This window comes from uncultured Merdimmobilis sp. (genome assembly GCF_902471145.1).
Lineage (GTDB): Bacteria > Bacillota > Clostridia > Oscillospirales > Ruminococcaceae > Merdimmobilis > Merdimmobilis hominis.
The window spans coordinates 69,994-94,594 of record NZ_CABRJC010000005.1 but is presented as its reverse complement, the minus strand read 5'-3'; the positions used below and the strand labels follow the sequence as shown (position 1 = coordinate 94,594).

The 24,601-nt window shown below is 57.8% G+C and carries 24 protein-coding genes; 19 read left to right on the top strand and 5 right to left on the bottom strand.

The features are described from left to right. The first annotated feature begins 336 nt into the window (after nt 1–336). The 3 genes from RDQ42_RS04550 to RDQ42_RS04540 all read left to right on the top strand — a co-directional run bounded on the left by RDQ42_RS04550 (nt 337) and on the right by RDQ42_RS04540 (nt 2,717). Nucleotides 337–1,221, top strand: a complete 885-nt coding sequence (locus tag RDQ42_RS04550; protein WP_054330681.1) for a transporter substrate-binding domain-containing protein — start codon at nt 337–339, stop codon at nt 1,219–1,221. A 106-nt stretch (nt 1,222–1,327) separates the two neighbouring features. Continuing rightward, on the top strand, nt 1,328–1,996 hold the full coding sequence (locus tag RDQ42_RS04545) for an amino acid ABC transporter permease (RefSeq protein WP_231358627.1): 669 nt from the start codon (nt 1,328–1,330) through the stop codon (nt 1,994–1,996). Beyond that, nucleotides 1,989–2,717 (top strand): amino acid ABC transporter ATP-binding protein, encoded by a 729-nt coding sequence (locus tag RDQ42_RS04540; protein WP_231358626.1) that lies wholly within the window; start codon nt 1,989–1,991, stop codon nt 2,715–2,717. The genes RDQ42_RS04545 and RDQ42_RS04540 overlap by 8 nt, the downstream gene beginning before the upstream one ends. A gap of 37 nt (nt 2,718–2,754) precedes the next feature. Here RDQ42_RS04540 and RDQ42_RS04535 read toward each other — a convergent pair whose 3' ends face one another. Further along, a complete protein-coding gene (locus RDQ42_RS04535) occupies nt 2,755–4,647 on the bottom strand; it encodes a GNAT family N-acetyltransferase (protein ID WP_071427350.1) in 1,893 nt (630 codons plus the stop codon). A gap of 371 nt (nt 4,648–5,018) precedes the next feature. On the opposite strand from RDQ42_RS04535, the gene RDQ42_RS04530 reads away from it, so the two are divergent. The 3 genes from RDQ42_RS04530 to RDQ42_RS04520 all read left to right on the top strand — a co-directional run bounded on the left by RDQ42_RS04530 (nt 5,019) and on the right by RDQ42_RS04520 (nt 6,171). Continuing rightward, on the top strand, nt 5,019–5,216 hold the full coding sequence (locus RDQ42_RS04530) for a hypothetical protein (RefSeq protein ID WP_054330684.1): 198 nt from the start codon (nt 5,019–5,021) through the stop codon (nt 5,214–5,216). Beyond that, nucleotides 5,216–5,515 (top strand): sigma-70 family RNA polymerase sigma factor, encoded by a 300-nt coding sequence (locus RDQ42_RS04525; RefSeq protein ID WP_054330685.1) that lies wholly within the window; start codon nt 5,216–5,218, stop codon nt 5,513–5,515. Before RDQ42_RS04530 ends, RDQ42_RS04525 begins: the two co-directional genes overlap by 1 nt. 125 nt (nt 5,516–5,640) lie before the next feature. Further along, a complete protein-coding gene (locus tag RDQ42_RS04520; RefSeq protein WP_071427349.1) occupies nt 5,641–6,171 on the top strand; it encodes an inorganic diphosphatase in 531 nt (176 codons plus the stop codon). A 62-nt stretch (nt 6,172–6,233) separates the two neighbouring features. Here RDQ42_RS04520 and RDQ42_RS04515 read toward each other — a convergent pair whose 3' ends face one another. After that, complete coding sequence (locus RDQ42_RS04515) at nt 6,234–8,015, bottom strand: nucleoside-diphosphate sugar epimerase/dehydratase (RefSeq protein ID WP_231358625.1); 1,782 nt, start codon at nt 8,013–8,015, stop codon at nt 6,234–6,236. Between the two features lie 646 nt (nt 8,016–8,661). Between RDQ42_RS04515 and RDQ42_RS04510 the strand changes: the two genes are divergently transcribed. Continuing rightward, nucleotides 8,662–9,606 (top strand): magnesium transporter CorA family protein, encoded by a 945-nt coding sequence (locus tag RDQ42_RS04510; RefSeq protein WP_231358624.1) that lies wholly within the window; start codon nt 8,662–8,664, stop codon nt 9,604–9,606. Nucleotides 9,607–9,652: 46 nt separating this feature from the next. Here the strand turns inward: RDQ42_RS04510 and RDQ42_RS04505 are convergent, their stop codons facing one another. Both RDQ42_RS04505 and ychF read right to left on the bottom strand, forming a co-directional pair. Beyond that, a complete protein-coding gene (locus tag RDQ42_RS04505) occupies nt 9,653–10,267 on the bottom strand; it encodes a hypothetical protein (protein WP_054330691.1) in 615 nt (204 codons plus the stop codon). A 31-nt stretch (nt 10,268–10,298) separates the two neighbouring features. Continuing rightward, nucleotides 10,299–11,396, bottom strand: coding sequence for a redox-regulated ATPase YchF (gene ychF, locus RDQ42_RS04500; protein ID WP_054330692.1), 1,098 nt, complete (start codon nt 11,394–11,396; stop codon nt 10,299–10,301). 251 nt (nt 11,397–11,647) lie between these two features. On the opposite strand from ychF, the gene RDQ42_RS04495 reads away from it, so the two are divergent. The 4 genes from RDQ42_RS04495 to rpe all read left to right on the top strand — a co-directional run bounded on the left by RDQ42_RS04495 (nt 11,648) and on the right by rpe (nt 16,609). Next, the gene (locus RDQ42_RS04495; protein ID WP_231358622.1) at nt 11,648–12,340 is read left to right on the top strand and encodes a response regulator transcription factor; all 693 of its coding nucleotides are present in this window, start codon (nt 11,648–11,650) and stop codon (nt 12,338–12,340) included. A 6-nt stretch (nt 12,341–12,346) separates the two neighbouring features. Beyond that, nucleotides 12,347–13,816 (top strand): cell wall metabolism sensor histidine kinase WalK, encoded by a 1,470-nt coding sequence (locus RDQ42_RS04490; protein WP_054330694.1) that lies wholly within the window; start codon nt 12,347–12,349, stop codon nt 13,814–13,816. Between the two features lie 157 nt (nt 13,817–13,973). Continuing rightward, a complete protein-coding gene (locus RDQ42_RS04485; protein WP_054330695.1) occupies nt 13,974–15,422 on the top strand; it encodes a S1C family serine protease in 1,449 nt (482 codons plus the stop codon). Between the two features lie 512 nt (nt 15,423–15,934). Then, nucleotides 15,935–16,609 carry a ribulose-phosphate 3-epimerase gene (rpe, locus tag RDQ42_RS04480; RefSeq protein WP_054330696.1) on the top strand — a complete coding sequence of 225 codons (675 nt, stop codon included), beginning with the start codon at nt 15,935–15,937 and terminating at the stop codon, nt 16,607–16,609. Here the strand turns inward: rpe and RDQ42_RS04475 are convergent. Continuing rightward, nucleotides 16,591–17,166 (bottom strand): adaptor protein MecA, encoded by a 576-nt coding sequence (locus RDQ42_RS04475; protein WP_308588373.1) that lies wholly within the window; start codon nt 17,164–17,166, stop codon nt 16,591–16,593. The genes rpe and RDQ42_RS04475 overlap by 19 nt on opposite strands. An 87-nt stretch (nt 17,167–17,253) precedes the next feature. Between RDQ42_RS04475 and RDQ42_RS04470 the strand changes: the two genes are divergently transcribed. From RDQ42_RS04470 to RDQ42_RS04435, 8 genes are all read left to right on the top strand, one after another. Continuing rightward, nucleotides 17,254–18,321, top strand: coding sequence for a 4Fe-4S dicluster domain-containing protein (locus tag RDQ42_RS04470; protein WP_308588370.1), 1,068 nt, complete (start codon nt 17,254–17,256; stop codon nt 18,319–18,321). Next, nucleotides 18,302–19,294, top strand: coding sequence for an RnfABCDGE type electron transport complex subunit D (locus RDQ42_RS04465; protein ID WP_054330700.1), 993 nt, complete (start codon nt 18,302–18,304; stop codon nt 19,292–19,294). Before RDQ42_RS04470 ends, RDQ42_RS04465 begins: the two co-directional genes overlap by 20 nt. Then, nucleotides 19,266–19,958: an Rnf-Nqr domain containing protein gene (locus RDQ42_RS04460; protein ID WP_161802777.1), complete on the top strand. Its 693-nt coding sequence runs from the start codon at nt 19,266–19,268 to the stop codon at nt 19,956–19,958. Before RDQ42_RS04465 ends, RDQ42_RS04460 begins: the two co-directional genes overlap by 29 nt. Before the next feature lie 3 nt (nt 19,959–19,961). Beyond that, entirely contained in the window at nt 19,962–20,552 is a 591-nt protein-coding gene (locus RDQ42_RS04455) for an Rnf-Nqr domain containing protein (RefSeq protein ID WP_071427346.1), read from the top strand. A gap of 24 nt (nt 20,553–20,576) precedes the next feature. Beyond that, entirely contained in the window at nt 20,577–21,839 is a 1,263-nt protein-coding gene (locus RDQ42_RS04450) for a putative glycoside hydrolase (protein WP_071427345.1), read from the top strand. 289 nt (nt 21,840–22,128) lie between these two features. Further along, entirely contained in the window at nt 22,129–22,836 is a 708-nt protein-coding gene (deoD, locus tag RDQ42_RS04445) for a purine-nucleoside phosphorylase (protein ID WP_083386385.1), read from the top strand. A gap of 19 nt (nt 22,837–22,855) precedes the next feature. After that, nucleotides 22,856–24,022 carry a phosphopentomutase gene (locus RDQ42_RS04440; protein ID WP_054330705.1) on the top strand — a complete coding sequence of 389 codons (1,167 nt, stop codon included), beginning with the start codon at nt 22,856–22,858 and terminating at the stop codon, nt 24,020–24,022. An 11-nt stretch (nt 24,023–24,033) separates the two neighbouring features. Then, the gene (locus tag RDQ42_RS04435; RefSeq protein WP_054330706.1) at nt 24,034–24,453 is read left to right on the top strand and encodes a cytidine deaminase; all 420 of its coding nucleotides are present in this window, start codon (nt 24,034–24,036) and stop codon (nt 24,451–24,453) included. The last annotated feature ends 148 nt before the right edge of the window (nt 24,454–24,601 follow it).

Genomic DNA, 24,601 nt, shown 5'->3' with positions numbered 1-24,601 from the left:
GAGGCCCAGGTCCTCGCCGCCCAGCAGAAAGAAGAGTAATCCCATTGCCGGCGGGGAGGCCCTGTATGGGTCTCCCCGCCAGTCTTAGCAGGAGCAGATGGGGCGGAAACCTCCCACATATTATGCAAATATTCTGCATAATCTTGCCTATGGTTTTGACCGGTTGGCGAAGATTGGGTGAAAGTTGTGTAAAAACCATAGAAACGCCAAAGAAACCCCGGGTGAACTTGTGAAAAAAACCACTTGATTTGTTATAAATATGCGTATATAATGTATACATATTCAAGATGGGGAATCGCCCAATCCATGATAGTATCGCTCAAAGGAGATTGTCGTATGAAAAAGCTTCTTGCTCTGATTCTCGCCACCCTGACCATGACCTCTGTCCTGGCCGGCTGCAGCAATGGCGAGGGAAATTCCAGCAGCACCCCTTCCGAGGGGTCCAGCCAGTCCTCCAGCGGCGGGGTTGACCGCCTGGAGAAGATCAAATCCTCCGGCAAGCTGGTCTTTGTCACCAGCCCGGACTACGCCCCTTATGAGTTCATCGACCTGGAGAAGATGGGCCAGGGAGACGAGCAGTATGTGGGCTCGGATATTGAACTGGCCAAGTACATCGCCGACTCCCTTGGAGTGGAGCTGGTGATCCAGCCCATGGATTTTGACTCGGTTTTGGCCGCCGTCTCCGAAGGCAAATGCGATATTGCCATCTCTGGCATCGCCTCCAAACCGGAGCGGGCTGAGAAGATGGACTTCTCCATCCCCTATAAGAAAACCAGCCAGCAGGGCATTATGATCCTTAAAGAGAACGCAGAGAAGTTCCAATCGGTGGAGGATCTCAACAAACCGGAGGTTAAGGTGGGAGCGCAGAACGGCTCCATCCAGATGGAAGGCGCCAAGGAGAAGATGCCCGACGCCAACATTGTGCCCATCGCCAAACTGGGCGACGGGGTCATGCAGCTCCAAGCTGGGAAGATCGACGCTTTGGTCATCGCCAACATCACCGGCGACGGCTACTGCGAGACCTATGACAACCTGATGATGGCCGACATCCCCTGGGAGCTAAAAAACGACGGTTCCGCAGTGGCCATCCCCAAGGGCAACCCGGAACTGGTGGCTGAGATCAATCGGATTATTGAGGAAACCCAGGAAAAAGACCTGTATGAGCAGTGGCTGGCCGATGCTCAGGAGTTGGCGCTCTCCCAGCAGCAAGACCAGAAATAAATCTTGTCCTTTGCCAAGGCAAACGCGGTCCCCCCGGGATGAGCCTCATTCCGGGGGATCGGTTCTTTGCCGGCAAAAGACTTCCATAAAGAGGTGGGTATAACAGATGGAAACCATCACAACCATCATTAGCTTATTATCCCGGTACGGCATGATGTTCGTCAAGGGCACCGGCGTGACCCTGTATATGGCGTTCCTCACCGTGCTGTTTGGGGCCATCCTAGGCTCCTTGATCTGCCTAGCCAGGCGGGTCAATTTCGCACCGCTGCGGTGGGTGGCCGCCGCCTATGTGGAAGTGATCCGCGGCACCCCCATGCTGCTGCAGATCACCCTGTCCTATCTGACGCTTCCAGAGCTCCTTCACATGGACATCCAGCCGCTGTACTGCGTCATCCTGGCGCTGATCCTGAACAGCGCGGCCTATGTGTCTGAGATCATCCGCGCCGGCATCCAAGCGGTGGATGTGGGCCAGGCGGAGGCGGCCCGTTCCCTGGGCCTCTCCAGTTCTATGACCATGAGGGAAATCATCCTCCCCCAGGCCATCAAGAACATCCTGCCCGCCCTGTGCAACGAGTTCATCATGATCGTCAAAGATTCCTCCCTGGGTTCCACCTTCTTCGTCGGGGAGCTGATGACGGTGCAGGCCACCATCAAGGGCGCTTTGTACCTGACGCTGGAACCGCTGATGATCGTCGCAATGATCTACTTCTGTTTGACCTTTACCCTCTCCAAGGGTGTGGTGCTGCTGGAAAGGAGAATGAGCCGCGGTGATTAAGGTAACCAATCTGCACAAATATTTCGGGGAGCTCCACGTCCTCAAGGGGATCAATGAAGAGATCCACAAAGGGGAAGTTGTCTCCATTATCGGCCCATCGGGAAGCGGCAAGTCGACCTTCCTGCGCTGCCTAAACCTGCTGGAAAAACCAGAGGAGGGCCAAATCCTCTTTGAAGGGGTGGACATCACCGCCAAAGGGGTGGACATCGACAAGCACCGCCAGAAAATGGGCATGGTGTTCCAGCACTTTAACGTCTTCCCCCACAAGAGCGTGCTGGAAAACATCACCCTGGCCCCCATCCTGGTGAAGAAGATGCCAAAGGATGAGGCAGAAGCGATGGCCATGGATTTGCTGGGCAAGGTGGGGCTGGAAAGCAAGGCTCAGGAGTACCCCAAGCGGCTCTCCGGCGGGCAGAAACAGCGGCTTGCCATTGTCCGCGCCTTGGCCATGAACCCGGATGTGATGCTCTTTGACGAGCCTACCAGCGCCCTGGACCCTGAGATGGTAGGGGAGGTGCTGGAGGTCATCCGGGACTTGGCAGTGGGAGGGATGACCATTGTCATCGTCACCCACGAGATGGGCTTTGCCAAGGAGATCTCCGACCGGGTCCTGTTTATGGACGGCGGTGTCATCGCCGAGCAGGGAAGTCCCCAAGACATCTTCGGCAACCCCCAGAACCCCCGCACCAAAGAGTTTTTGAGCAAAGTCCTCAACGCGTAAAAAAACATCCCCAGGCCGTCAAGGCCTGGGGATGTTTTTATTTGCCCGATGCTTCAGTTGCATGGCCGCGCAGCTCTTCATACAGGCTGCGATCCATCTTGTGGACTTGGAGCTTGCAGGGCATCCCATCGCGGAAAATCTCCCGCTCCAATACAAAGCCGTTGCGCTGGAGTGCCTTTTGGGAACCGATGGTCCGCTCCAGCACATAGCCCCGCAGACAGACCCCATCCAGCTGAGTGAAGACGAAATCGGCGGCTGCCCCCAGAATCTCGGTGAGGTAGCCGTGGCCCCAGCTGTTTTTTCCGAAGAAGGCGGTCATCTCATACTCGCCGGGGCGCTCTTCCAGGTGGTCGCCCTTGATGACAAACACCCCCACAAACCTGCCGTCCTCTTTGGCCCAAACAGTGAAGGGGAACTTGCTGCCGTCTTTGGCCCCTGCCAGGTACTCCTCTACCATCTGGCGGGTCTCCTCCAGGGACTTATGGACCGAAAAGCGCATGTTCTTGGCCACTTCCGGGTCGCTGGCCAGCTGGTGGACTCGGTTTAAATCCCGGATGGTCAGGGGCTTCAGCACCACCTGTCTGGTGTCCAGGGTGACCATGCTCTTCCCCGTAACCCCTTGGCGGCGCAGATACAGCCCATAGAGATAAGCGGCGGCGATAAACTCCTTGGGGGCAGCGGCTGCGGCCAGCCAGAGGTAATTTTTCCCGCCGTTCCAGGCTTCGTCTATCCAGTCGCAGAACAGGGCGGCGATCTGCCGCACATCCAGAGATTTGATTTCCTCGGTCAGACCGGCGGCGGAGCGGGCGTCCCGCACTGTGCGGACTAAGGTTTCCAGCTTTTCCACCGAGACCCGCTCCAGCTGATCCATCTGTTCCATCAACTGGGTGTTGAACTCCTCCCACTCATACATCCGGGCTGGGGGAAGGGAAAGGACCTCGCCGGCGATCTCCGCCGCCCGCTGCACCACCCGGGGGGAATCAAACCGCAGCCGCTTGCCGTCTTTCAGGTGGCGGGAGAGGCGGAGCTTCACCAGTTTTTCCATGGGGTTGCGGGCCTGGCGGGAGACGTCAAAATCCAGGTAAGCGCCCATCTCTTGGAGGACAGGCCTCATGGCCTCATAGTTAGCCTGGGCGGAACCCAGGGGAAAAGCGTAGGCCACCCCTTCGATTTTGCCATAAGAGCGCATGGTGTCAAGGTACCCCAGGCGCATATTGCGCAGGATGCGGGGGCTGTCGAAGTTGAGGAAAATCCCCAGATTCCAGTAGCTGCGGATGTACCGTACCGGCACGTCGCCGGCCTGGAGCTTGGGGATAAAGCCGATGGATTTCAGCTCCACTGCGATGATTTCGTTGGCGCCCAGCTCTACAGCCATATCGATGGGCAGGTTGTTGCGGTACCCGCCATCGATGTATTTGCTGTTTTCAATCCTGCGGGTCTCAAAGGCGGGGAAGCAGGCGGCAGAGGCGAGCAGGTATTCCGCCATCATCCCGTCGGGGATTTCCTCCTTGGTCAACTCCACCTCTTTGATGGTGGGGAACTCCACTGTCACCAGGCCGAACTCAATGGGGGAAGAGCGCACCACATCCTCTTTTAAATGGGTGCGCACCAGGTTTTCCAAGGGGCCGATGTCCAGCGCCCCTTTGGAGACCGCATCCCGCAGGAAGCTTTTGAAAATTTTAGAAGCCCCTTCCAGAGATTCAAAATCCCCTTCCGACACCGAGCCCAGCACCGAGTCGTATCGGATGGTCTCCCACATGGATTTGGCCGCTTCAAAGTCGTTCTGAACCATCAGCGCGCCGTTGAGGGCGCCGATGCTGGTGCCGGTGACGATCTGGTAATCGATGCCCAGCTCCCGCAGGGCCTCCCATACACCGATCTGGTAGGAGCCGCGGGAACCGCCCCCGCCCAATACAATAGCTCGTTTCAATGTTGTCTCATCCTTTCTAAGCGAGCCGGAGGGAATGCCCCCGCCTCTGCTGCAATCCCCCATCCAGCTTGGTGGAGGAGGGAGAAAATCAATGGGTTTGTGCGGTCCATGTCGCCGTGTTTTTTGGACCACATAGGGGCCAATCTGCCTCCATCTTCCTTCATACAGCTCTTGGAAAGGGGAGGCCAGATGGGCAAAAACAGCCGGCCTTCCGGATGCTATAAAACACTGCCACTATTTTTTAACAATACCACACTTTCCCCCCAGAAACAACGGGCAAATTGTTACGAAATCCCATGGAGGACAAACCGTTTTGTACGCCCTCTTTCCGGTAGGATGAAGCCATACCAATGGGAAAGGAGGAGGTGCCAATGCGCCGCCTTTTGGAGGAGTACCGGGAATCCCGGCGGATGCTGCTGGAACGGATTGCCCAGCTTTCTGCCCAGCCGCCGCCCGGGGAACTGGGGGATTCCCATGGGCTGGATCGCCGCATCCGCATGCTGCGGGAGGAAGTGGCAGACCTCAACTGGGCGATGGGGCAGATCGCCCGGTATCTGGGCAAGCGCTGATGAGACGGGTCGCCTTATACGACAGCCTGGACCACCTGACCGAGCCCACGGGGGAGGACAACCGCCGCCAGCGCCAGTTCTACCGCGCCATTTTGCAGGAGGGGATGAAAACCCAGCTGACCGCCCGCCAGAGGGAAGCTATCACCCTGTATTACGGAGAGGGCCTGACCCTCGCCCAGGTGGGGGAGCGGCTGGGGGTCAGCCCTTCCGCTGCCTGCCGCCGGGTTCAGGGGGCGAAAAAACGGCTCCAAGGGTTTGCCAAAGGCTGTATCGCCCTGCAAAAATACAATCTCCCTTGAAATCGCCCGCCGTTTTTCTTATAATAAGGATGTGGCAACGATCTGCCCCCAGAAAAATGCGTGGGCCTGTCTGTCCGGCGGCGGACAGTGCCGAAACTAGGCCGCCGGAGAAATGGTGGAACGATATGAACATTTGGCATGACATCAATCCCAAGCGGGTCTCCCCCACAGATTTTATGGCGGTCATTGAGATTGAAAAAGGCAGCAAGAAGAAGTACGAGCTGGATAAGGAAACCGGCCTCATCATGCTGGACCGGGTGCTGTATACCTCCACCCATTATCCGGCCAACTATGGCTTCATCCCCCGGACCTATGGCGACGACCGGGACCCTTTGGATGTGCTAGTTCTCTGCTCCGAGGCCATCGATCCTCTCACCCTGGTCCGCTGCTACCCCATCGGGGTGATCTCCATGATTGACAACGGCCGCCACGATGAGAAGATCATCGCCATCCCCTTTGACGACCCCACCTACAACGGCTACAAGGACATCTCCGAACTGCCCACCCATATTTTCAGTGAGATGTCCCACTTCTTCCAGGTGTACAAGTCCCTGGAAGGCAAGGAGACCGCGGTGGAGGAGGCCAAAGGCCGGGATGCCGCCATTGAGGTGATCTCTCAGGCGATTGAGAGCTATATCGAAAATTTTTGCCGATAACCCCCCGCGCGGATGAATGAGAGAAAAAGAGGATGGCGTTAGCCATCCTCTTTTTTGTTCTTTTACATGGTGTGCTCCTCTTGGATAGGAGGACACCGGTAGGTGGGCACCAGTTGGTGGAGCAGGGCGAGCACCTGGGAACCGTCCCCGGCAGAGGCGGCTTCCTTGAGCTTCTCAAACAGTCCCTCCGCTGCTGGGGAAGCCCATTCCCTCCAGGAAAAGGCGGTGATCCGAGGGCAGGAGGTGGGGTGGGTTTCCTCCTCCGGGAGTTCCAGTTCTTCCAGCAGTTTCTCCCCAGGGCGGGGGCCGGTGAACTGGATTTCAATATCCTGGTGGGGGCGGTAGCCGCACAGGCGGATCATGTCGCAGGCCAGGTCGTAGATGGCCACCGGCTCCCCCATATCCAGGACAAAGGTCTCCCCGCCATGGCTGAGGGCAGCGGCGTGGAGCACCAGCTGCACCGCCTCCGGAATGGTCATAAAATATCGGCGCATCTCCCGGTGGGTGACGGTCACCGGGCCTCCCCGGGCGATCTGTTCCCGGAAGATGGGCACCACGCTCCCCTGGGAATCCAGCACATTGCCGAACCGCACCGCGCAGAACCGGGTGGCGGGATGCCGCCCCCACAACAGCTGCAAACAGAGCTCCGCCCCCCGTTTGGTGGCCCCCATGACGCTGGAGGGATTGACCGCCTTGTCGGTGGAGATGAGGACGAACAGCTCCGCCCCCGCGGCAATCGCCGCCTCGGCCGCGGTCTTGGTGCCCAGGAGGTTGTTTTTTACCGCTTCGCTGGGGCAGGCCTCCATCATGGGCACGTGTTTGTGGGCCGCTGCGTGAAGGATGATGGCTGGGCGGTATTGTTCCATCAGCTGGTTCATACGGCTCTTGTCCCGCACCGAGCCCACTTCCAAGGTGTAACGGTCAGCGGGGTAGAGGGAAGAGAGCTCTCTGCCAAGCTGGAAGAGTCCGTTTTCCGAAATGTCAAACGCGACGAGATGATCCGCCCCCAGCTGAAGGGTTTGGCGGCAGAGTTCCGACCCTATGGAACCCGCACCGCCGGTGACCAGCACTGTTTTCCCGGCGAGCAAGGCGCGCAAGGGGGTGGCATCCAGAGCTACTGCTTCCCGCCGGAGGAGGTCCTCCGGGTGGATCTCCCCCAGCCGTGCGGCGGACATTTCCTCCTGCTGGTCAAAGAGCCCGAACCGCTTGAGGGGAAGACCTTGGGCCGCCGCCAGCTGGATGGCCTTTTTGAGCCTCCGGGGGGAGAGCTGGTCGATGGCCACAACAAGGCAATCCACCTTGCCCGCCAAACGGGGCAGGGTTTCCAGCCCACCCACTACCCGCACCCCTTTGTAGAGGGTCCCTTTTTTCGCCGGGTCATCGTCCAGGAAGAGCACCGGCCGGGGGCCCTGCATCCCGCCAAACCGATCCACCAGGAGGCAACCCAGCTCCCCGGCTCCGTAAACCGCCGCCCTCATGGGCCCTTGGCGCTGGGGCCGGTCCTTGGAGAGGAGGATCCGCCCAGCGAGTGCCAGAGCGCACAGGGGGGTAAAGGTCAGGATGAGCGCCGCCGGCGTCACCCCCCATTCCCCTGAAAGGAGGGAGAGGGAAAACCCTGCCGCCAAACTGGCACCCACCAGCCGCAGGGGCATGGCGAAAATGGAGGGCCGCAGTTTGCGCCGGTAAGCACCGAAGAGGGCAAAGAATACCCAGGCCGCCAACAGCGTCCCCAGGGAGTACTGCCAACGGTAGGGGAAATCGGGCAGCGCCAGGTAGAGGCCCAGCACGGAGGAGAGGATGGCGGAAACCCCATCCCAAACCAATAAAAGGGAGATGACACCCATAAAAAACTTCCTTTCGCACAAATGGGAAACATTCACTAGTCTTTCCCGTTTTTTGCCCAAAACACCCATGGGGATCCAGCCGGGCGTTTGGGCCCAATTTAATGGGAATCAAAATCGGGAAATTGCCATCAATCGGGTGAAAAACGGCGTCCGGCTTCATTTTGGGGGATTAAAACCGGAATTTTGTATTAAAAAGGGGATTTTTGCGGGAAAATCCCGGTATTTCTCTTGCAATCACGGTTGGAGATTGGTATAATAACCACAGGCAAGCTGTGGAAGAAGCAGGGGCCCGTCGGCATATTGGCTGGGCGGCCTGCCAAAACTCCCCATGGGGGGCCACCGCTTGTGGGATGGCCGGGGAATCGTCCCCACGGCCGTTTTTTGCGTATGGGCGGATAAGCCGTTCCGCCCTATTTGGTAGAATACCACATTTTGGGGGAGGTTTGCCCCAAAAGCACGTGATTTTTCACCGCCGCTGGAAAAAAGCGGCCCCGGGCAGGACCGGAGGCACACAGCTTTGCAGTGGCTTTTGTAGGAAAGGAGGTGGCGCCGTGAATCCCGACCCTGGCAGCCAAAGGCAGAGGAAAGCAAAAATACCAGGCGGCGCTCACCTTGTAAGTGTCCGCCCAATTTGAGGGGGAGACATATGCTGAACTATTTTAAAACTGTAGATGGCCGGATCACCCGGCTCTCCGCCCCGGAGGATGGGTGCTGGGTTTCCGCCGTAGCGCCCGACCCACAGGAGGTCGCCTATCTGGTGGAGGAACTGGGCCTTGACTCCGGCTTTGTCCGCTCGGCGCTGGATGAGGAGGAATCCTCCCGCATTGAGGCGGAGGAGGACCAGACCCTGGTGATTGTGGACGTGCCAGTGGTGGACGATTCGGTCACCGATTCCCAAGAGGAGAAGACCATCCTCTACACCACCATGCCCATCGGCATCATCCTAGCGGAAAAGTTTGTGGTCACCATCTGTCAAAAGGAGTTTGCCGTCATTGAGCAGATGGAAAACGGCGCGGTGAAAAACCTGCAAACCGCCCAGAAGCCCCGGTTCCTGCTCACCATCCTGCTGCGGGTGGCAAGCCGGTTTCTGTTGTATCTGAAGCAGATTGACCGGATTTCCAGCTCCACCGAAAAGCAGCTGCACCAGTCCATGCGCAACAAGGAGCTGATCCAGCTTTTGGGGCTGGAAAAATCCTTGGTTTACTTTTCCACTTCCCTGAAATCCGATGAGATCACCATGGAGAAGATCCTTCGCGGACGGATCATCAAGCTCTACGACGAGGACCAGGACATCCTGGAGGACGTGCTCATCGAGATCAAGCAGGCCATTGAGATGTGCAACATCTACTCCGGCATCTTGTCGGGGACGATGGATGCCTTTGCCTCTATCATCTCCAACAACCTGAACATCGTCATGAAAATCCTCACCTCCATCACCATTTTGATGGCCATCCCCACTATGGTGTCCAGCTTCTACGGCATGAATGTGGAAGGGCTGCCTTTCCCGGTGTTTTGGATGCCCATCCTCCTGTCGGTGGTGCTCACCATTTTGGTGGCCATCGCACTGGTGAAAAAAGGAATGTTCAGCTGATTGTATCATAGAAAAAGCCCAGCCAAATCCGGCTGGGCTTTTTATTTTACTCAAAAAGGATTAGTTCTTTGGCGTAGGGAAGGGTCTCTGCCCAATGGCAGAAGTCGTGCCACTCCTGCAGCTTGTGGTTTTTCCGGGAACGCACCATCCCCACCAGGTTTTCATAGTTCATGGTGACGGTGCGCATCTGGTTGTAGCTGGAGGGCAAAAATTGGATGATGCTGTACCAGATGTCCTTGTCCTTGGTTTTCTGGTACTGCTGGCGCAGCTCCTCCAAAAAGGCGATGACCCTATCCATCTGCTCCAGGGTTTGGGGATTCATGTGGTCGCAGCTGAAATCCTCCCGGGAGAAGGGCTTGGCGTGGATTTTGTGCATGGTACTGGTGGAGTTGGCCACCGTCCCCACCTTGTAGGTGTCAAACTCTTTCCACCAATAGAGGGGGGCAGTGATGTCCACTGAAACAAAAATCTGCCGGATAAACTTGCGGTGGTCGCTGCCGCTGCGGCAGAGGCGGGCAGCCAGATCCAGGTCGTTGGGGCCGAGGACAAAGCGCCCGTCCTCAAAGGAGCTGTCGCTGCGGTCCCAGCTGTTCATAGGGTTGCGGGCGCCGCGGATGGCGTTGTGAAGGTTCATGACTTCGGTGCGTTCCAGGTTGATCATGGGGGGCTCTCCTTTCGCAAGAGGGCGGGTATTACACGTTGAATCGGAAGAGGATGATGTCCCCATCCTGGACCACATACTCCTTGCCCTCCAGGCGGACAAGGCCCTTTTCTTTGGCGGCGGCCATGGAGCCGCAGGCCATCAGGTCGTCAAAGGAGACGATTTCTGCCCGGATGAATCCCTTTTCAAAGTCGCTGTGAATTTTACCGGCGGCTTGGGGGGCCTTGGTGCCCCGGGTGATGGTCCAGGCACGGACCTCCTGTTTGCCGGCGGTCAGGTAGGAGATGAGGCCCAGGAGTTCGTAGCATTTCTGGATGAGCCGGTCCAGGCCGGATTTTTCCAGCCCCAGCTCTTCCAGGAACATGAGCTTGTCCTCCCGGGACATGTCGGCGATGTCCTCTTCCAGCTTGGCGCAGATGGGCAGGACCTGGCTTTTCTCTGCGGCGGCGATCTCCTGGACTTCCTGGTAGAAGGGGTTTTCCTCCACATTGCCGGAGAAGTCGCCCTCGCTCATGTTGGCAGCGTAGATGATGGGCTTGGCGGAGAGCAGGGGAATGTCGGAGAAGATTTCCTTTTCCGCGTCGGAAAGGAGTTCAAACCCCCGGGCGGAGAGGCCCTCCTCTAAGTGGTGTTTCAGCCGTTCCAGCATCTCCACCTCTGCCAGGAATTTTTTATCCCCTTTGGCAGCTTTGGAGGCCCGGTCGATCCGCCGGTCCACAATGTCGATGTCCGAGAAGATCAGTTCCAGGTTGATGGTCTCAATGTCCCGTTTGGGGCCGATGGAGCCGTCCACGTGGACGATCTCCCCATCCTCAAAACAGCGGACCACGTGGACGATGGCGTCCACCTCCCGGATGTGGGAGAGGAATTTGTTCCCTAAGCCCTCGCCTTTGGAGGCTCCCTTGACCAGGCCGGCGATATCCACAAACTCAATCATCGCCGGGGTGTATTTGTCCGGTTCATACATTTCGGCCAGCTTGTCCAGCCGGTAGTCGGGGACAGCCACCACACCCACGTTGGGTTCAATGGTGCAGAAGGGGTAGTTTGCGGCCTGTGCGCCGGCGTTAGTAATTGCGTTAAACAGGGTGCTTTTGCCCACGTTGGGCAGCCCCACAATACCTAATTTCATTGTTTTCCTCCAGATTATTTCCCTGCCTGCCCGCATGGCGGCGGGCAAGGGGGAATATTAAATCCTATTATACTGTGTGCGCCCAGTTTTTTCAACAACCACACGTTTACTCCGAGGGGGGAAAAGGTTCAAAAATTATTCACCTTTCCATCGCAAAGTATTGTATAATAAGAATAAAACAGGGAAAAACCGCGGGATAGCCGACTTTTTGCCCCGCGCGCCATAGAATGAGAAAAGGAAGGTAGATTGCCATGTTGATGGGTAAAATTCTTGTTGCGGACGACGACCGGAACATAGCGGAGCTGTTGCGGCTCTATTTGGAAAAAGAGGGGTACACCGTGTCGGTGGCCGGGGATGGGGAAGAGGCCCTTGCCCGCTTCTCTGCTGACAGCCCAGACATGGTGCTTCTGGACATCATGATGCCAAAGCTGGACGGCTGGCAGGTCTGCCGGGAGATCCGGAAAAAAAGCAACTGCCCCATCATCATGATCACCGCAAAAGGCGAGACCTTTGACAAGGTCCTAGGCCTGGAGCTGGGGGCGGATGACTATGTGGTCAAACCCTTTGACGCCAAGGAGATCATAGCCCGGATCAAGGCAGTCATGCGCCGCACTGGCAAATCTTCGGCCGAGAACGACATCAAAGAAGTCAGCTACGACAAGCTGGTGGTCAACATGACCAAGTATGAACTGAAGGTGGATGGCAAGGTGGTGGACACTCCGCCCAAGGAGCTGGAGCTCCTCTACCACCTGGCCAGCAATCCCAACCGGGTTTACACCCGGGATCAGCTGTTGGACGAGGTCTGGGGCTTTGAATACTACGGGGATTCCCGGACAGTGGACGTCCACGTCAAGCGCCTGCGGGAAAAGCTGGAGGGCGTCTCCGACCAATGGAGCCTAAAAACCGTTTGGGGCGTGGGCTACAAATTTGAAGTGAAGGAATAATGCAGAATGCAAAAAAGCCTGTTTTCTAAATTCTTCACCGTCTGTTTGTCCATCATTCTGGCCAGCATCTCCATCCTCGGGGTGGTGTTGCTGGTCTTTGCTTCCCAGTATTTTAAAAATGATAAGTTTGACCTGCTCAGCCGCAACGTGGTGCAGGCAGTGGCCATCACCAGCAACGTCACCACCCAAGGGGAAGGCGGCTACTATGTGGACTCCACCAGGGCCATGTCCGGATATTCTATCCTGGGAAATGCCATCGACGCCGACATCTTCCTAGTGGACCAGTACGGCAAGACCTTGATCTGCACCCACCGGGCCTCTTGCATCCACACCACCTATATGATCAGTGAAAAGATTATGGAGGAAGCCCGGGAAGGGGAATACCGGGAAATGGGCAGTCTCGGCGGAATCTACAGCGAGCCATATTATACAGTGGGCCGCCCGATTAAAGCACAGGATGGCTCGGTGATAGGGGTGGTATTTGCCTCTACCAGCGCCGAAGGCATGACCTCCTTCCTCCTGGAGATTTTCAAGATGTTCCTGTTCAGCGCCATTGCGGTGCTGGCTCTTTCTTTTATTGTCATCTACTTTGTCACCGACCGGCTGGTCCGTCCCCTGCGGGAGATGGCCGACGCCACCCAAAGCTTTTCCAAGGGGGACTTTGCAGTGCGGGTGCCGGTGGAGGGATATGACGAGGTGAGCAAGCTGGCTATGGCCTTCAACACTATGGCTTCCAGCCTGGCGGCACAGGACCAGACCAGCCGCAGCTTCATCGCCAATGTCTCCCACGAACTGAAAACCCCCATGACCACCATCAGCGGCTTTATCGACGGCATCCTGGACGGCACCATCCCAGAGGAGAAGCAGCGCCACTATCTGACCATTGTCTCAGAGGAGGTCAAGCGCCTTTCCCGGCTGATCAAATCCATGCTCAACATCGCCAAGATCGAGGCGGGGGAGATGGTGATCAAGCCGGTGCCGGTGGACATCAACGACATTGTCTGCCGCACGGTGTTCACCTTTGAGAAGGCTATTGAGGAAAAGCGCTTGGATATCCGCGGCTTGGATGTGGATAAAATCATGGTGGAAGCTGACCCCGACCTGATCCATCAGGTGGTGTACAACCTGATTGACAACGCGGTGAAGTTTGTCAATGAGGGTGGGTACATCGAATTCAGCTACACAGTGGATACCGCCATGACCTACATTGGGGTGAAAAACTCCGGCCAGGGGCTGACCAAAGAGGAAGTCCCCCGGGTATTCGACCGGTTTTACAAGACCGACAAATCCCGCAGCCTGGACAAAAACGGAGTGGGCCTCGGCCTGCATATTGTCCGGTCTATCATCAACCTCCACTCTGGGGATATTATGGTCCGCAGCGTGGAAGGGGAGTACTGTGAATTTGTCTTCAGCCTGCCTACCCTCCACCAAAAAAATGGCCAATCCATCTTCCGCAAGGGGGAAAAAGGGAAGTAGCGGGGTGCTCCTGTTAAAAGTTTCTGTCAAAAACGTTTTCCCAATTTTCAAAAGATGTTATTTTTACATTCAAAATTGCGGGTTATACTGATACCAGTAGCTCAGATAAGAGCAAACGAGATTGACTGATCCGCAGTCAGGAAAGGGAGTAACCACCATGAGTGATACCAATTACAACGACCGCGACCCGTTTGAAGGGGATACCCCAAAGGATGAGAACGGTTTTCAGGATTCTACCGCATCAGGGGAAGGCCCATACGGCCCCAATTCCAGTGCAAACGGCCAGCAGCCCGGCTGGGGGCCGGGGAACCAGCAGCAGGGTTCGTCATACCAATACAACCCCAATGCGGGCTGGGCAGGTGGCTCTTCTGCCGACCGGGAGGAATACAAATGGAATTTCGCAGACTATGAAAGCGCCTCCGAACCGCCCAAAGCCCGGGCCAAACGCTCCCGCGGGTTCACCGTCTTTGCGTCGATCCTCTGTGTGGTGCTGGCCATCGGCGTCTTAAGCTTTGCCGGATACGGCGTCTACAGCATGGTGGGCGACCGGGATCAGAAAAATGTCGATTCCAGTTCCAGCCAGACCCAGATGCCCGGCCTCTCCATCCAAGAGAAACCTGCCACCAGCGAACAGGCTGCGGCGGACGGCAGCCTGACCACCACCCAGATCATCAAAAAGGTGAAGCCCTCGGTGGTTGGCATCGTCACCTACCAGGGGAACAACAGCTTTGCCTCCTCCGGTGCGGGCAGCGGTATTATCATGACCAGCGATGGCTATATCCTCACCAATGCCCATGTGGTGGAGAAGGCTGTGGGCATCAAGGTGGTGCTGGATAACGGGGAGGAGTACTCTGCCTCTCTCATCGGTTCCGATACCCGGACGGATATCGCAGTGATTAAAATTGAGGCCCAGAACCTGACCTATGCCGACTTCGGCAACTCCGACCAGGTGGAGGAAGGGGAACGGGTGGTGGCCATCGGCAATCCCACCGGCATGCAGCTGGCAGGCAGTACCACCCAGGGTATCATCTCCGCCCTGGATCGGGCTGTCAAGAGTGAAAACGGCTATACCATGCGCTTCCTTCAGACCGATGCGGCTATCAACCCCGGCAATTCCGGCGGCCCCTTGGTCAATGAATTTGGCCAGGTCATCGGCATAAACTCCGCCAAGTATGTCAACGAAGGGTATGAGGGCATCGGCTTCGCCATCCCCATCAACGACGCCCTGCCTATCGTGGAGCAGCTGATTACCAATGGCAAAGTCACCGGCCGCCCCATGCTGGGTATCACCGGTGAACCCATTGATTCGGTACTCTCCCGGATGTACAGCGTCCCCACCGGCGTTCACATTTTATCGGTGGACCCCAATGCCGACATCGCCTCTAAGAACGTGGTCCCAGGGGACATTATCACCCAGGTCAACGGCACGGCGGTGGCTTCGGCGGACGATATCAGCCAGGTGCTGGATGGCTTTAAACCCGGCGATAAGGTGAAATTGACTATCTACCGCCGCTCCAACTCCAGCGTGGGAGGACGGACCTTTGAGGTCTCGGTCACCCTGATGAGCGACAACGGCGATGGCACCGTGAGCCCCGCCAGCAAATAAGGCTCTACAAATTCCGGCCGGTCTCCTTTGGGGGCCGGCTTTTTGTCTGCCTTTTCCAAAACGTGTAAAATTTTTCGGGGAAGGAAATGGAGGTTCCCCCCTCCTGCCTCCACTGGGATTGTGGAAAAAGACGGCTTCCTCTGGAAAACGGGGGCCCTCCGTCCATCCCGCCAAGGGAGCGCCGGGGCGGTTCCCGCATAGGATGGAGGGTACCCCAACAAGCGGCGGGGTCCGCAAGGGTGGCAATTGTTGCCCAGGAAGAGCCATACGGAACCAACTCTGCCGCATCCAAATAAGCCGGGGCCCAACTGGGCCCCGGCTTTGGGTGATGGGACAAGCCACACCGGATTTTATCCGCATTTGACAAGGAAAAACCGAATAATTTGTAAATTTTCCCTGGCTGGCGTGGGGGATGGGGGTGCCGCAGTTGACCTTTTGCGCCCTGTGGTTTAAAATAGTATGCGTGTAAATCTGCGCTGCGGCCAGTATTTTATTTGACAGGAGACGTTTTTATGATACAGATTTCCCCCTCCATGCTATCCTGTGACTTTGCCCATATGGCCGACGAGGCGAAGGCCATTGTGGACGCCGGGGCGGACATGCTTCACATCGACGTGATGGATGGCCACTTCGTCCCCAACCTGACCCTGGGTGCGCCCATCCTCAAGTGCTTATCCAAGGCAGTTCCCGCCTTCTATGATGTCCACCTGATGATCAGCGACCCCCTGCGGTATGCAGAGGACTTCGCCAAAGCCGGCGCCGACCTCATTGTATTCCACCTGGAGAGCGACAGCGACCCGGACAAGACCATTGCGGCCATCAAGGGGCTGGGCAAAAAGGTGGGCATCGCCCTGAAACCGGGAACCCCGGCCCAGGCGGCTTTCCCCTACCTGGACCAGGTGGACCTGGTTCTGGTGATGACCGTGGAGCCCGGTTTCGGCGGCCAGAGCTTTATGGGGGACATGATGCCCAAAGTTAACGCCATCCGCAGGGAGTGTGATGCCCGCGGCCTTTCCATGGACATCCAGGTGGACGGTGGAATCAATGGGGAAACCGCTGCCATTGTGGCCCAAAATGGGGCAAATGTGCTGGTGGCTGGGTCGGCGGTGTTTGGCAAACCCGACTACCGGCAGGCAGTGGCCGCCATCCGGGAGAGCGCTCAGGCGGCCTATCCCCGGGCAAAATAATAAGAGAGTTTGTCAATGGCATTGCCCAGGATGACCGGTGCGCCGTGTTCTTCCACCACAGCGGCGGCGGCGGGGCCTTCCCCGGCCAGTTCGCCGTATTCAGCCAGCAGGGTGGAGGCCCGGGAGCCGGTGCGGCCCAAGGGGTAGAGAATCATCCGGTAGCCCTTGTCCATTCGGTACAGGGAACTTTTATAAATCCGGTGGCAGCACAGCCGGAACAGCCTAACCGACCCGTCGATCACCGTGTCGATGTCCTCGAAGGCGTAGACCAGGGGGCCGAACCCCCCTTTCCCCAGAGCAGGGCGTCCGGGAGGGGGAACGGCGGTAAAGAGGAGGGTGCAGCCATCCTCCTCGCCGGGATAGGCCTCGATGAGAAGCCGCCCATCCCCAGGGGTAAAGCCGCACTCCAGCCGGGCGCGGCTCAGGATCTCGCTGACCATCATGCGGGTGGCGGAATCGGCATAGTCCATCCCGTCGTAGGTGACCAGGAATTCCTCCAGGTCCTCCGCGGTGAGCCGCACCCGCAGTTTGTTGCCGTCTAGGCGCTCAAAATACATAACCCAACCACCTTCCGCCGCCTCAAATGCGGCGTTATTGCCCAAATGTGGGATATTGGAAACCCTAGAAAGGGGGAGTATCGTTTCGTGGAAGATATTTTTACCCGTGGAATCGTGTTGGAACAGCATAAAGAGCCGGCTCTTTCCCGGGATTTGCAGGAATTTACCAGCCCAGGCCCATCGGCTTTGATGGAGCGGGAACCAGCTGCCGACCCCGATGCCCTGACCGCAGAGGAGATCATCACCATCGCCAAGGAGGCGGGCATCATCGATGAATCTGACGGCATGCCGCTGTGGGAGAAGCTCCGGCAGGGCGGAAGCCAGGGAATTTCCGTCCTGGCGGTGGATGCCATCGACGACGAGCCCTATATCTCCAGCCAGCTCTGCCCAGCCATCCAGCTGGGGGATCAAATGGCGGGAGGGGCGCGCCTGGCTCAAAAAGCCCTGGGCGCCCAGGAGAGCTTTGTGGCCATTTATAAGCACCTGATGGATGTGGAAACCAAAATCCCCCAGGAGATCGCTGGACTCCCCGTCCACCGGATCACCGGGGGCTACCCTGCGGAATACCGGGCGAACCGACAGTTGCAGGATAAAAACACCCTGCTGCTGGGGGCCTGCGCTATGATTCACCTTTGGCGGGCCGTTTACCAAAACCGGAAACAGGATACTTGTTTTGTCACGGTGGCCGGCAACTGCATCGCCAACCCAATGAACCTGGAAGTCACCATCGGCATGACAGCTATGCAGCTTCTGGAGCGGTGCGGCCTGGCCCAGAACCCCACCCGGATCGTCGCCGGTGGTTCGATGATGGGCTACGGCGTGCTGGACCCGGAGAAAACTTTGGTGGGCCCCACCACCCGGGGGCTCATCGCCTTCCGGGAGTACAGCAAGCATGTGGGGTACACCTGCATCGGCTGCGGCCGCTGCACCAAGGTCTGCCCTCAGGGACTTTCACCCTATTATCTCTACCAGTTTATCACCCGCAAAAAGATGAAGTACATCGACCGGTTTGACCTGGAGCGCTGCATCGGCTGCGGGACTTGCAGCTATGTCTGCCCGGCCAAGCTGGACCTTTCCACCATCATTTTCACCGGAAAAGTGGAACGGCTCGCCAAGGCGGGGAAGGAGGTCACCTATGAAACTGATGCCCAGTAGCCCGCCCCACATCCGTTCCCAGGACAGCAATGCCACGGTGATGTTCTATGTGATCTGCGCCCTGGGGTCCCTCTATTTTATGGGGACCTTCTTCTACGGCATGCGCGCTTTGGTTCTGGGGGTTCTTTCGGTGGTCACCTGCCTGGCGACCGACCTGCTCTGCACCCGGCTGGCAGGGCGGAAAATCTGCCTGTGGGATTATTCCAGCATAGTCACCGGCATGTTGATCCCCTTGTTTATGCCTGCCTCCATCAGTTATTGGATTGTGGTTGCGGCAGGGGTGTTCGCCATTGCAGTGGCCAAGCATCCCTTCGGCGGTTTGGGGCAGAATATCTTTAACCCGGCTGCGGCGGGCATCGCCTTTGCCACAGTTTGTTTCCCAGTGGCAATGTTCACTTACCCTGCCCCTATGGGAAAGCTGGCCCTTGACCCAGTCCTCACGGTGAAAGCGGCCCAGTCCGCCGCCCAGACGCTTCAGCTGGGGGGGATTCCCAAATTCAGCACCATGGAGATTTTCCTGGGCAGCATGCCCGGCTCTATGGGAGCCACTAACATCTTACTTTTGATTGCCTGTCTGATATGCCTTGCGCTGATCAATGTCATCGACATCAAGCCGGCCCTCGCCTTTTTGGGGGCGTCGGCCGTGTTTGCCTTGGTGCTGCCCCGGTCGGGAATGGGGGCGGTCCAGTCCATCCTGATGGAGCTGACCAGCGGCAGTCTGCTGCTGACAGCGGTGTTCCTGCTGAACGACCCGGCCACCACCCCCAAACGGGAGACCTCCAAAATTTTTTACGGGGTGCTCTGCGGCGTGGCGGCTATGCTTTTCCGCCGGGCGGGGGGCTACGAGGAGACGGCGGTGTTCGCCATTTTGCTGATGAACGCCTTCTCCTTTGCCATCGACCTGAAAAATGAATCCATCCACAGCGAGGGAAGGAGGCGCCGCGTTGAAACTGACAAATCTCAGAAGGCATAGGGATGCCATGGCCCTGACCCGTGGGGTGCTATCGGAGAACCCGGTACTCCTGTGCGGCCTGGCCCTTCCCATCGCCATCATGGGCACGACCAGCCTGCGGAGCGGGGTGGCCCTCTCTCTGGCCATGTTCTGCTCTATGGTGCCCGCCATGTGGGTGGCCTGTGTGTTCAGCCCCCAAATCCCCAAGATGGCCCGGATGCCGGCATGCGTTGTCACCGCTATGGCAGCCTTACAGGTTGCGGCCCTGTTCATCCGGTACATCAGTCCCAGCATCTTCGACTCCATGGGGATTTACTTCCCCTTGCTGGCGGTCAACTCCCTGATGATCACCCGCGCTATGCAATACGCGCCCCAGGTCAAACCCCAGTATGCCCTTTTGGACGGGGCGATGCAATCCCTAGGATTTGCGGTGGTGGCGGTGCCTCTGTCTGCTTTCCGGGAGCTGTTTGGTTCTGGCACCCTGTGGGGGAAAGCAGTCCCGGTCCCCTTTACGTCCGGCGGATTGCTACTGCCCTTTTTTGGATTCCTTGTGGTGGGGTTTCTCTCCGCCTTTTTCCGCTGGGCAGACCGGCTGATTAAGCAATTTTATATTGTTCGAGAAAACCGGGAGGCCGCCCCGCCCCCCAAACGCCGCCGGCCGCGGCCCGCTGCAAAGGAGGGATAGGCCATGTTGCAACTGCTCGCTGATTTTTTTGTGGCCGCGCTGACGGCCATTGCCCTGGAAAACGTGGTCTTTGCCCGCGGTTTGGGGCCGTTCCATCTGGGGGAGTCCGCCCCCCAGGATTTGGTGGTGTTCGGGGCGCTGGTCACCGGCATCACCACCTTATCCAGCGTGTTGTGCTGGGCGGTGGACACCCTGCTAAAACCCTTCGGGCTGCCCCTGTATGTAAGAAGCATCGCATTTTTGCTCTGTATCTGCATACTCTATTTTGGAAGCTATGCCGGACTCGCCAAAAAGGCGCCGGGTCTCCTCGCCCAATATCAGGGGGAACTCTCCCGCGCAGCCTTCAACAGCGCGGCTTTTGGGGCTCTCCTGGTGGCTGCCTCTGAGCGGTACAGCCTGGGCGGTTGGATCGGCTTTGGCTTGGGTTCCGGCATCGGGTACACCGGCGCCCTCCTGCTTCTCTACATCGCCCAAGAACAATTCCAGATGATGGACATTCCCAAAGTGTTTAGAGGGCTGCCCATCCTTCTGGTGTATATCGGCATCATCAGCCTGTCCATCTACGGGCTGATTGGCCATCAGCTCCCCGCATAACCAAGACTGGAGGTGGAAGGTTCCATGGCAAAACCCCAGAAGATCAAACGGCATCAAAAAATCAACTGGAGCGGCCGCGGCCGCAATCGGAGGGCAACCCTGCCGGAGACGGCATTGGTGGTCGTCCTGTTGGCGGTAGTAGCCGGGTTGGGTTGGCTTTTGTACACCCCTGTATACAATTTTATCATGGGGCTTACGCTGGAGCCTTCCCAACAGCCTACCCAGTCTCAGAGCGCTCCGGAAACCCCGGAACCCTTGCCCCAGGAATCCCAGCCGGAAGAGGGGAGCTCCTCCCAGCCAGAGGAAAACCATCCCCCAGTGACGGTGCTGGGGGAGATCCGTGGGGTGTATATGCCCGCCGCCTACCAGCAGAGCGACCTGCTCGCAGACCGGTTTTTGGACAGCCTCCAGGGGTCGGATATCAACGCAGTACTGGTGGATTTGAAGGATGCCAATGGCGTGGTCCATTACCAAAGCAGCTTGGAACAGGTGGCGGCAAACGGCGCCCAATCGGAACAGGCTGTGGATGCGGCCTGGCTGGTGAAAAAGCTCAAGGACCGGGGCTATACCCCCATCGGCCGGGTGTCCGCTTTCCAAGACAAGACCGCCCCCCGCTCCATGGCGGACAGCGCGGTGAAATACCAGGGCACCCAGACCAACTGGATTGACAATTCCCTGCAGAACGGGGGGAAGCCCTGGCTCAACCCTTATAGCCTGGATGCCCAAAACTATATCTCCGACATCGCTTATGAAGCGGCGGAAAAGGGATTTGAGATCATCATCCTGGATTCGGTCCAGTTCCCCACCGGCTACAGCTTGGAGTTGGCCACCTATGGGGACACCGGCGGCAGAAGCCGGCAGGAGGTGCTCACCCAGTTTGCTGACCGGGTGAGCGAACGGCTAGCAGGCCGCGATTGCCGGGTGCTGGTCCAGGTGTTCTCCGGCACCATGCTCACCGGCGACGCTTACGGGGAGGACCCGGCAGCGCTGATCCGGGACCGTGGGGTCATCGACCTGTCCCCCGCCATGCTGGGCGCTTGGTTCCAGCTGGGGGAGGAGCGGATCGAAAACCCGGTGCAAAAGCCCTATGAGATCGTCAATTTCCTCTTGGAGCACATAGGGCCTCAGGCGGGGACTATCGCCATCCTACAGGATTACACCGCCTCCTGGCTGGCCGGCGAACCCTATGGCCGGGCCCAGGTAGAGGAGCAGTTGCGGGCTTTGCGGGACAATGGGCTCAACAGCTATATCCTATACGACCCAGAGGGAACCTACGATTTAAAATAGCGCAGCGGCCGGGGGCGGCAAAACCCCCGGCCTTTTTATGCCCCGGCACCTTGGTTTAGAAGATGAAAATGAGGGACGCCGGGGAAAGCTTTTGACCTGCCACAACAGCTGTGATACAATAATCGCAAAGCAATTATTGGGGAAGAAAATTGCTTTTTGCCACACAGCGGCAACGCAATTTTGAGGGGCCGCACCGCAATTCTTACAGTTTATGAAGATTTTGTGGTATATTAAAGTTAGAAAGAGAATCTATACGAACAATGGCATTGATTGATAGGAGGTATTTATCATGGCAGTTCCAACCCCGCACAACGCGGCGAAAGCCGGTGACATCGCATCCACTGTCCTCATGCCCGGCGACCCCCTGCGGGCCAAATTTATCGCGGAGACCTTTTTGACCGATCCGGTCTGCTACAACACCGTCCGGGGGATGTACGGATACACCGGGTATTACAAAGGCAAGCGGGTCTCAGTCCAGGGCAGCGGCATGGGGGTGCCCTCCATCGGCATCTACTCCCATGAGCTGTACAACTTCTACGGGGTCGAGAACATCATCCGGGTGGGCTCCGCCGGCGCCATCGACCCCAGCTTGAAAATGCGGGACCTGGTCATTGCCATGGGGGCCTGCACCAACTCCAACTACGCCGCCCAGTATGAGCTGCCGGGCACCTATGCCCCCATCGCCAGCTATTCCCTGGTGGAGAAGGCGGTAAATGCCGCCCGTGCCCGGAACCTGCCGGTCAAGGTGGGCAACGTGCTGTCCAGCGACATCTTTTACGACGAGTCCGCTCCTCTCCTGAAATGGCAGAAGATGGGAGTACTGGCGGTGGAGATGGAATCCGCCGGCCTCTACATGAACGCCGCCCGGGCGGGCAAGAATGCGCTGACCCTGCTGACCATCTCCGACTGCCCCTTCACTGGGGAGGAGACCACCGCCGAGGAGCGGCAGAACACCTTCACCCAGATGATGGAGATCGCTTTGGAAATAGCGGAATAACCGAAAGGAAGAAACCAATATGAAACGGCTGTTTTTAATTGTGCTGGACAGCTTTGGCATCGGCGAGCTACCCGATGCGGCGGAGTATGGTGACGCCGGGAGCAACACCCTGGCGGCCATTGCCGCTTCCCCGGAATTTGACACCCCCAACCTGAAAAAGCTGGGCTTTTTCAACATTGATGGGGTAACTTGTGGAGAAAAAGAGCCCGCCCCCACCGGCTCTTATGCCCGGATGGCAGAAAAAAGCAAGGGCAAGGACACCACCATCGGCCACTGGGAGATCGCCGGGATGGTCTCGCCCCGGCCGCTGCCCACCTACCCCGACGGCTTCCCCTCAGAGGTCATCGAAGAGTTTGAGCGGCGCACTGGCCGAGGGACCCTCTGCAACAAGCCTTACTCCGGCACCCAATTGATCCTGGACTACGGGCGGGAACACGAGAAGACCGGGTCCCTCATCGTCTACACTTCAGCGGACAGCGTGTTCCAGATTGCCGCCCACGAGGAGGTCGTCCCTCTGGAAGAGCTCTACCGGGATTGTGAAATCGCCCGGGATCTCCTCCAAGGGGAGCACGGGGTGGGCCGGGTCATTGCACGTCCGTTTGTGGGGCAATACCCCGACTACAAGCGGACCAGCAACCGCCACGACTTTTCCCTGATGCCGCCCCGGGACACCATGCTGGACCATCTGCGCCGGGCGGGCAAGGAGACCATCGGGGTGGGTAAAATTTACGACATCTTTGCCGGGAAGGGGATTTCCCGGTTCACCCGCACCAAAGACAACGCCGACGGCATGGAACAGGCTATCGCCTTGGCAGGGGAGGACTTCGAGGGCCTCTGCTTTGTCAACCTGGTGGATTTTGACATGGTCTACGGCCACCGCAACAATGTGGATGGTTACGCCGCTGCGGCCACTGCCTTTGACCGGGATCTGGCCCGCCTGATGGGGAAACTCCGGGAGGGGGATGTAGTCATCCTCACCGCTGACCACGGCTGTGACCCCTCCACACCCAGCACCGACCACAGCCGGGAATACACCCCCATGGTGATCTTCGGCGACCGGATCAAAGCCGGGGTAAACTTGGGCACCCGGCCCACCTTTGCGGATATCGCCGCGACAGTACTCGACTATCTGGGGGCACAGGGGGAGACCGACGGGACCTCCTTTCTGCCCCAAGTGCTGCGGTAAGGGGGATGAAAATGGAGTACCAGCCTTTGATTGAAGCAGCCCTGGCAGCCCGGGAATTTGCCTATGTGCCCTATTCCGGGTTTGCGGTGGGTGCCGCCCTTTTAACCAAATCCGGCAAGGTGTATACCGGCTGCAATGTGGAATCCGCCTCCTATACCCCCTCCAACTGTGCTGAGCGCACAGCGGTGTTCAAGGCGGTCTCGGAAGGGGAGCGGGAGTTTTTGGCCATCGCCATAGCTGCCGGCCCGGTGGGGGAGAAGGCCCCTCTCTCCCGGTATGTGTCCCCCTGCGGGGTGTGCCGGCAGGTGCTGCGGGAGTTTGACAAAGGTGACATGCAGGTAATATTATGCAGGGATGTGGAGGATTTTCAGGTCCACACCCTGGCAGAATTGCTGCCTTTTTCCTTTGCAGAGGAGGATATGGGGCGTTGAATTCGTCCCAATTCCCTATAAATTTCATTGATGCAATAAGGATTTTGGATAGATTTTTAAAATGACAAACGGTTAAATTTTAGTAAAAATCCTGTAACTTTCTTGCAAAGATTCCTGGGATAGGGTATATTGGTAATAGTCGTGAGAC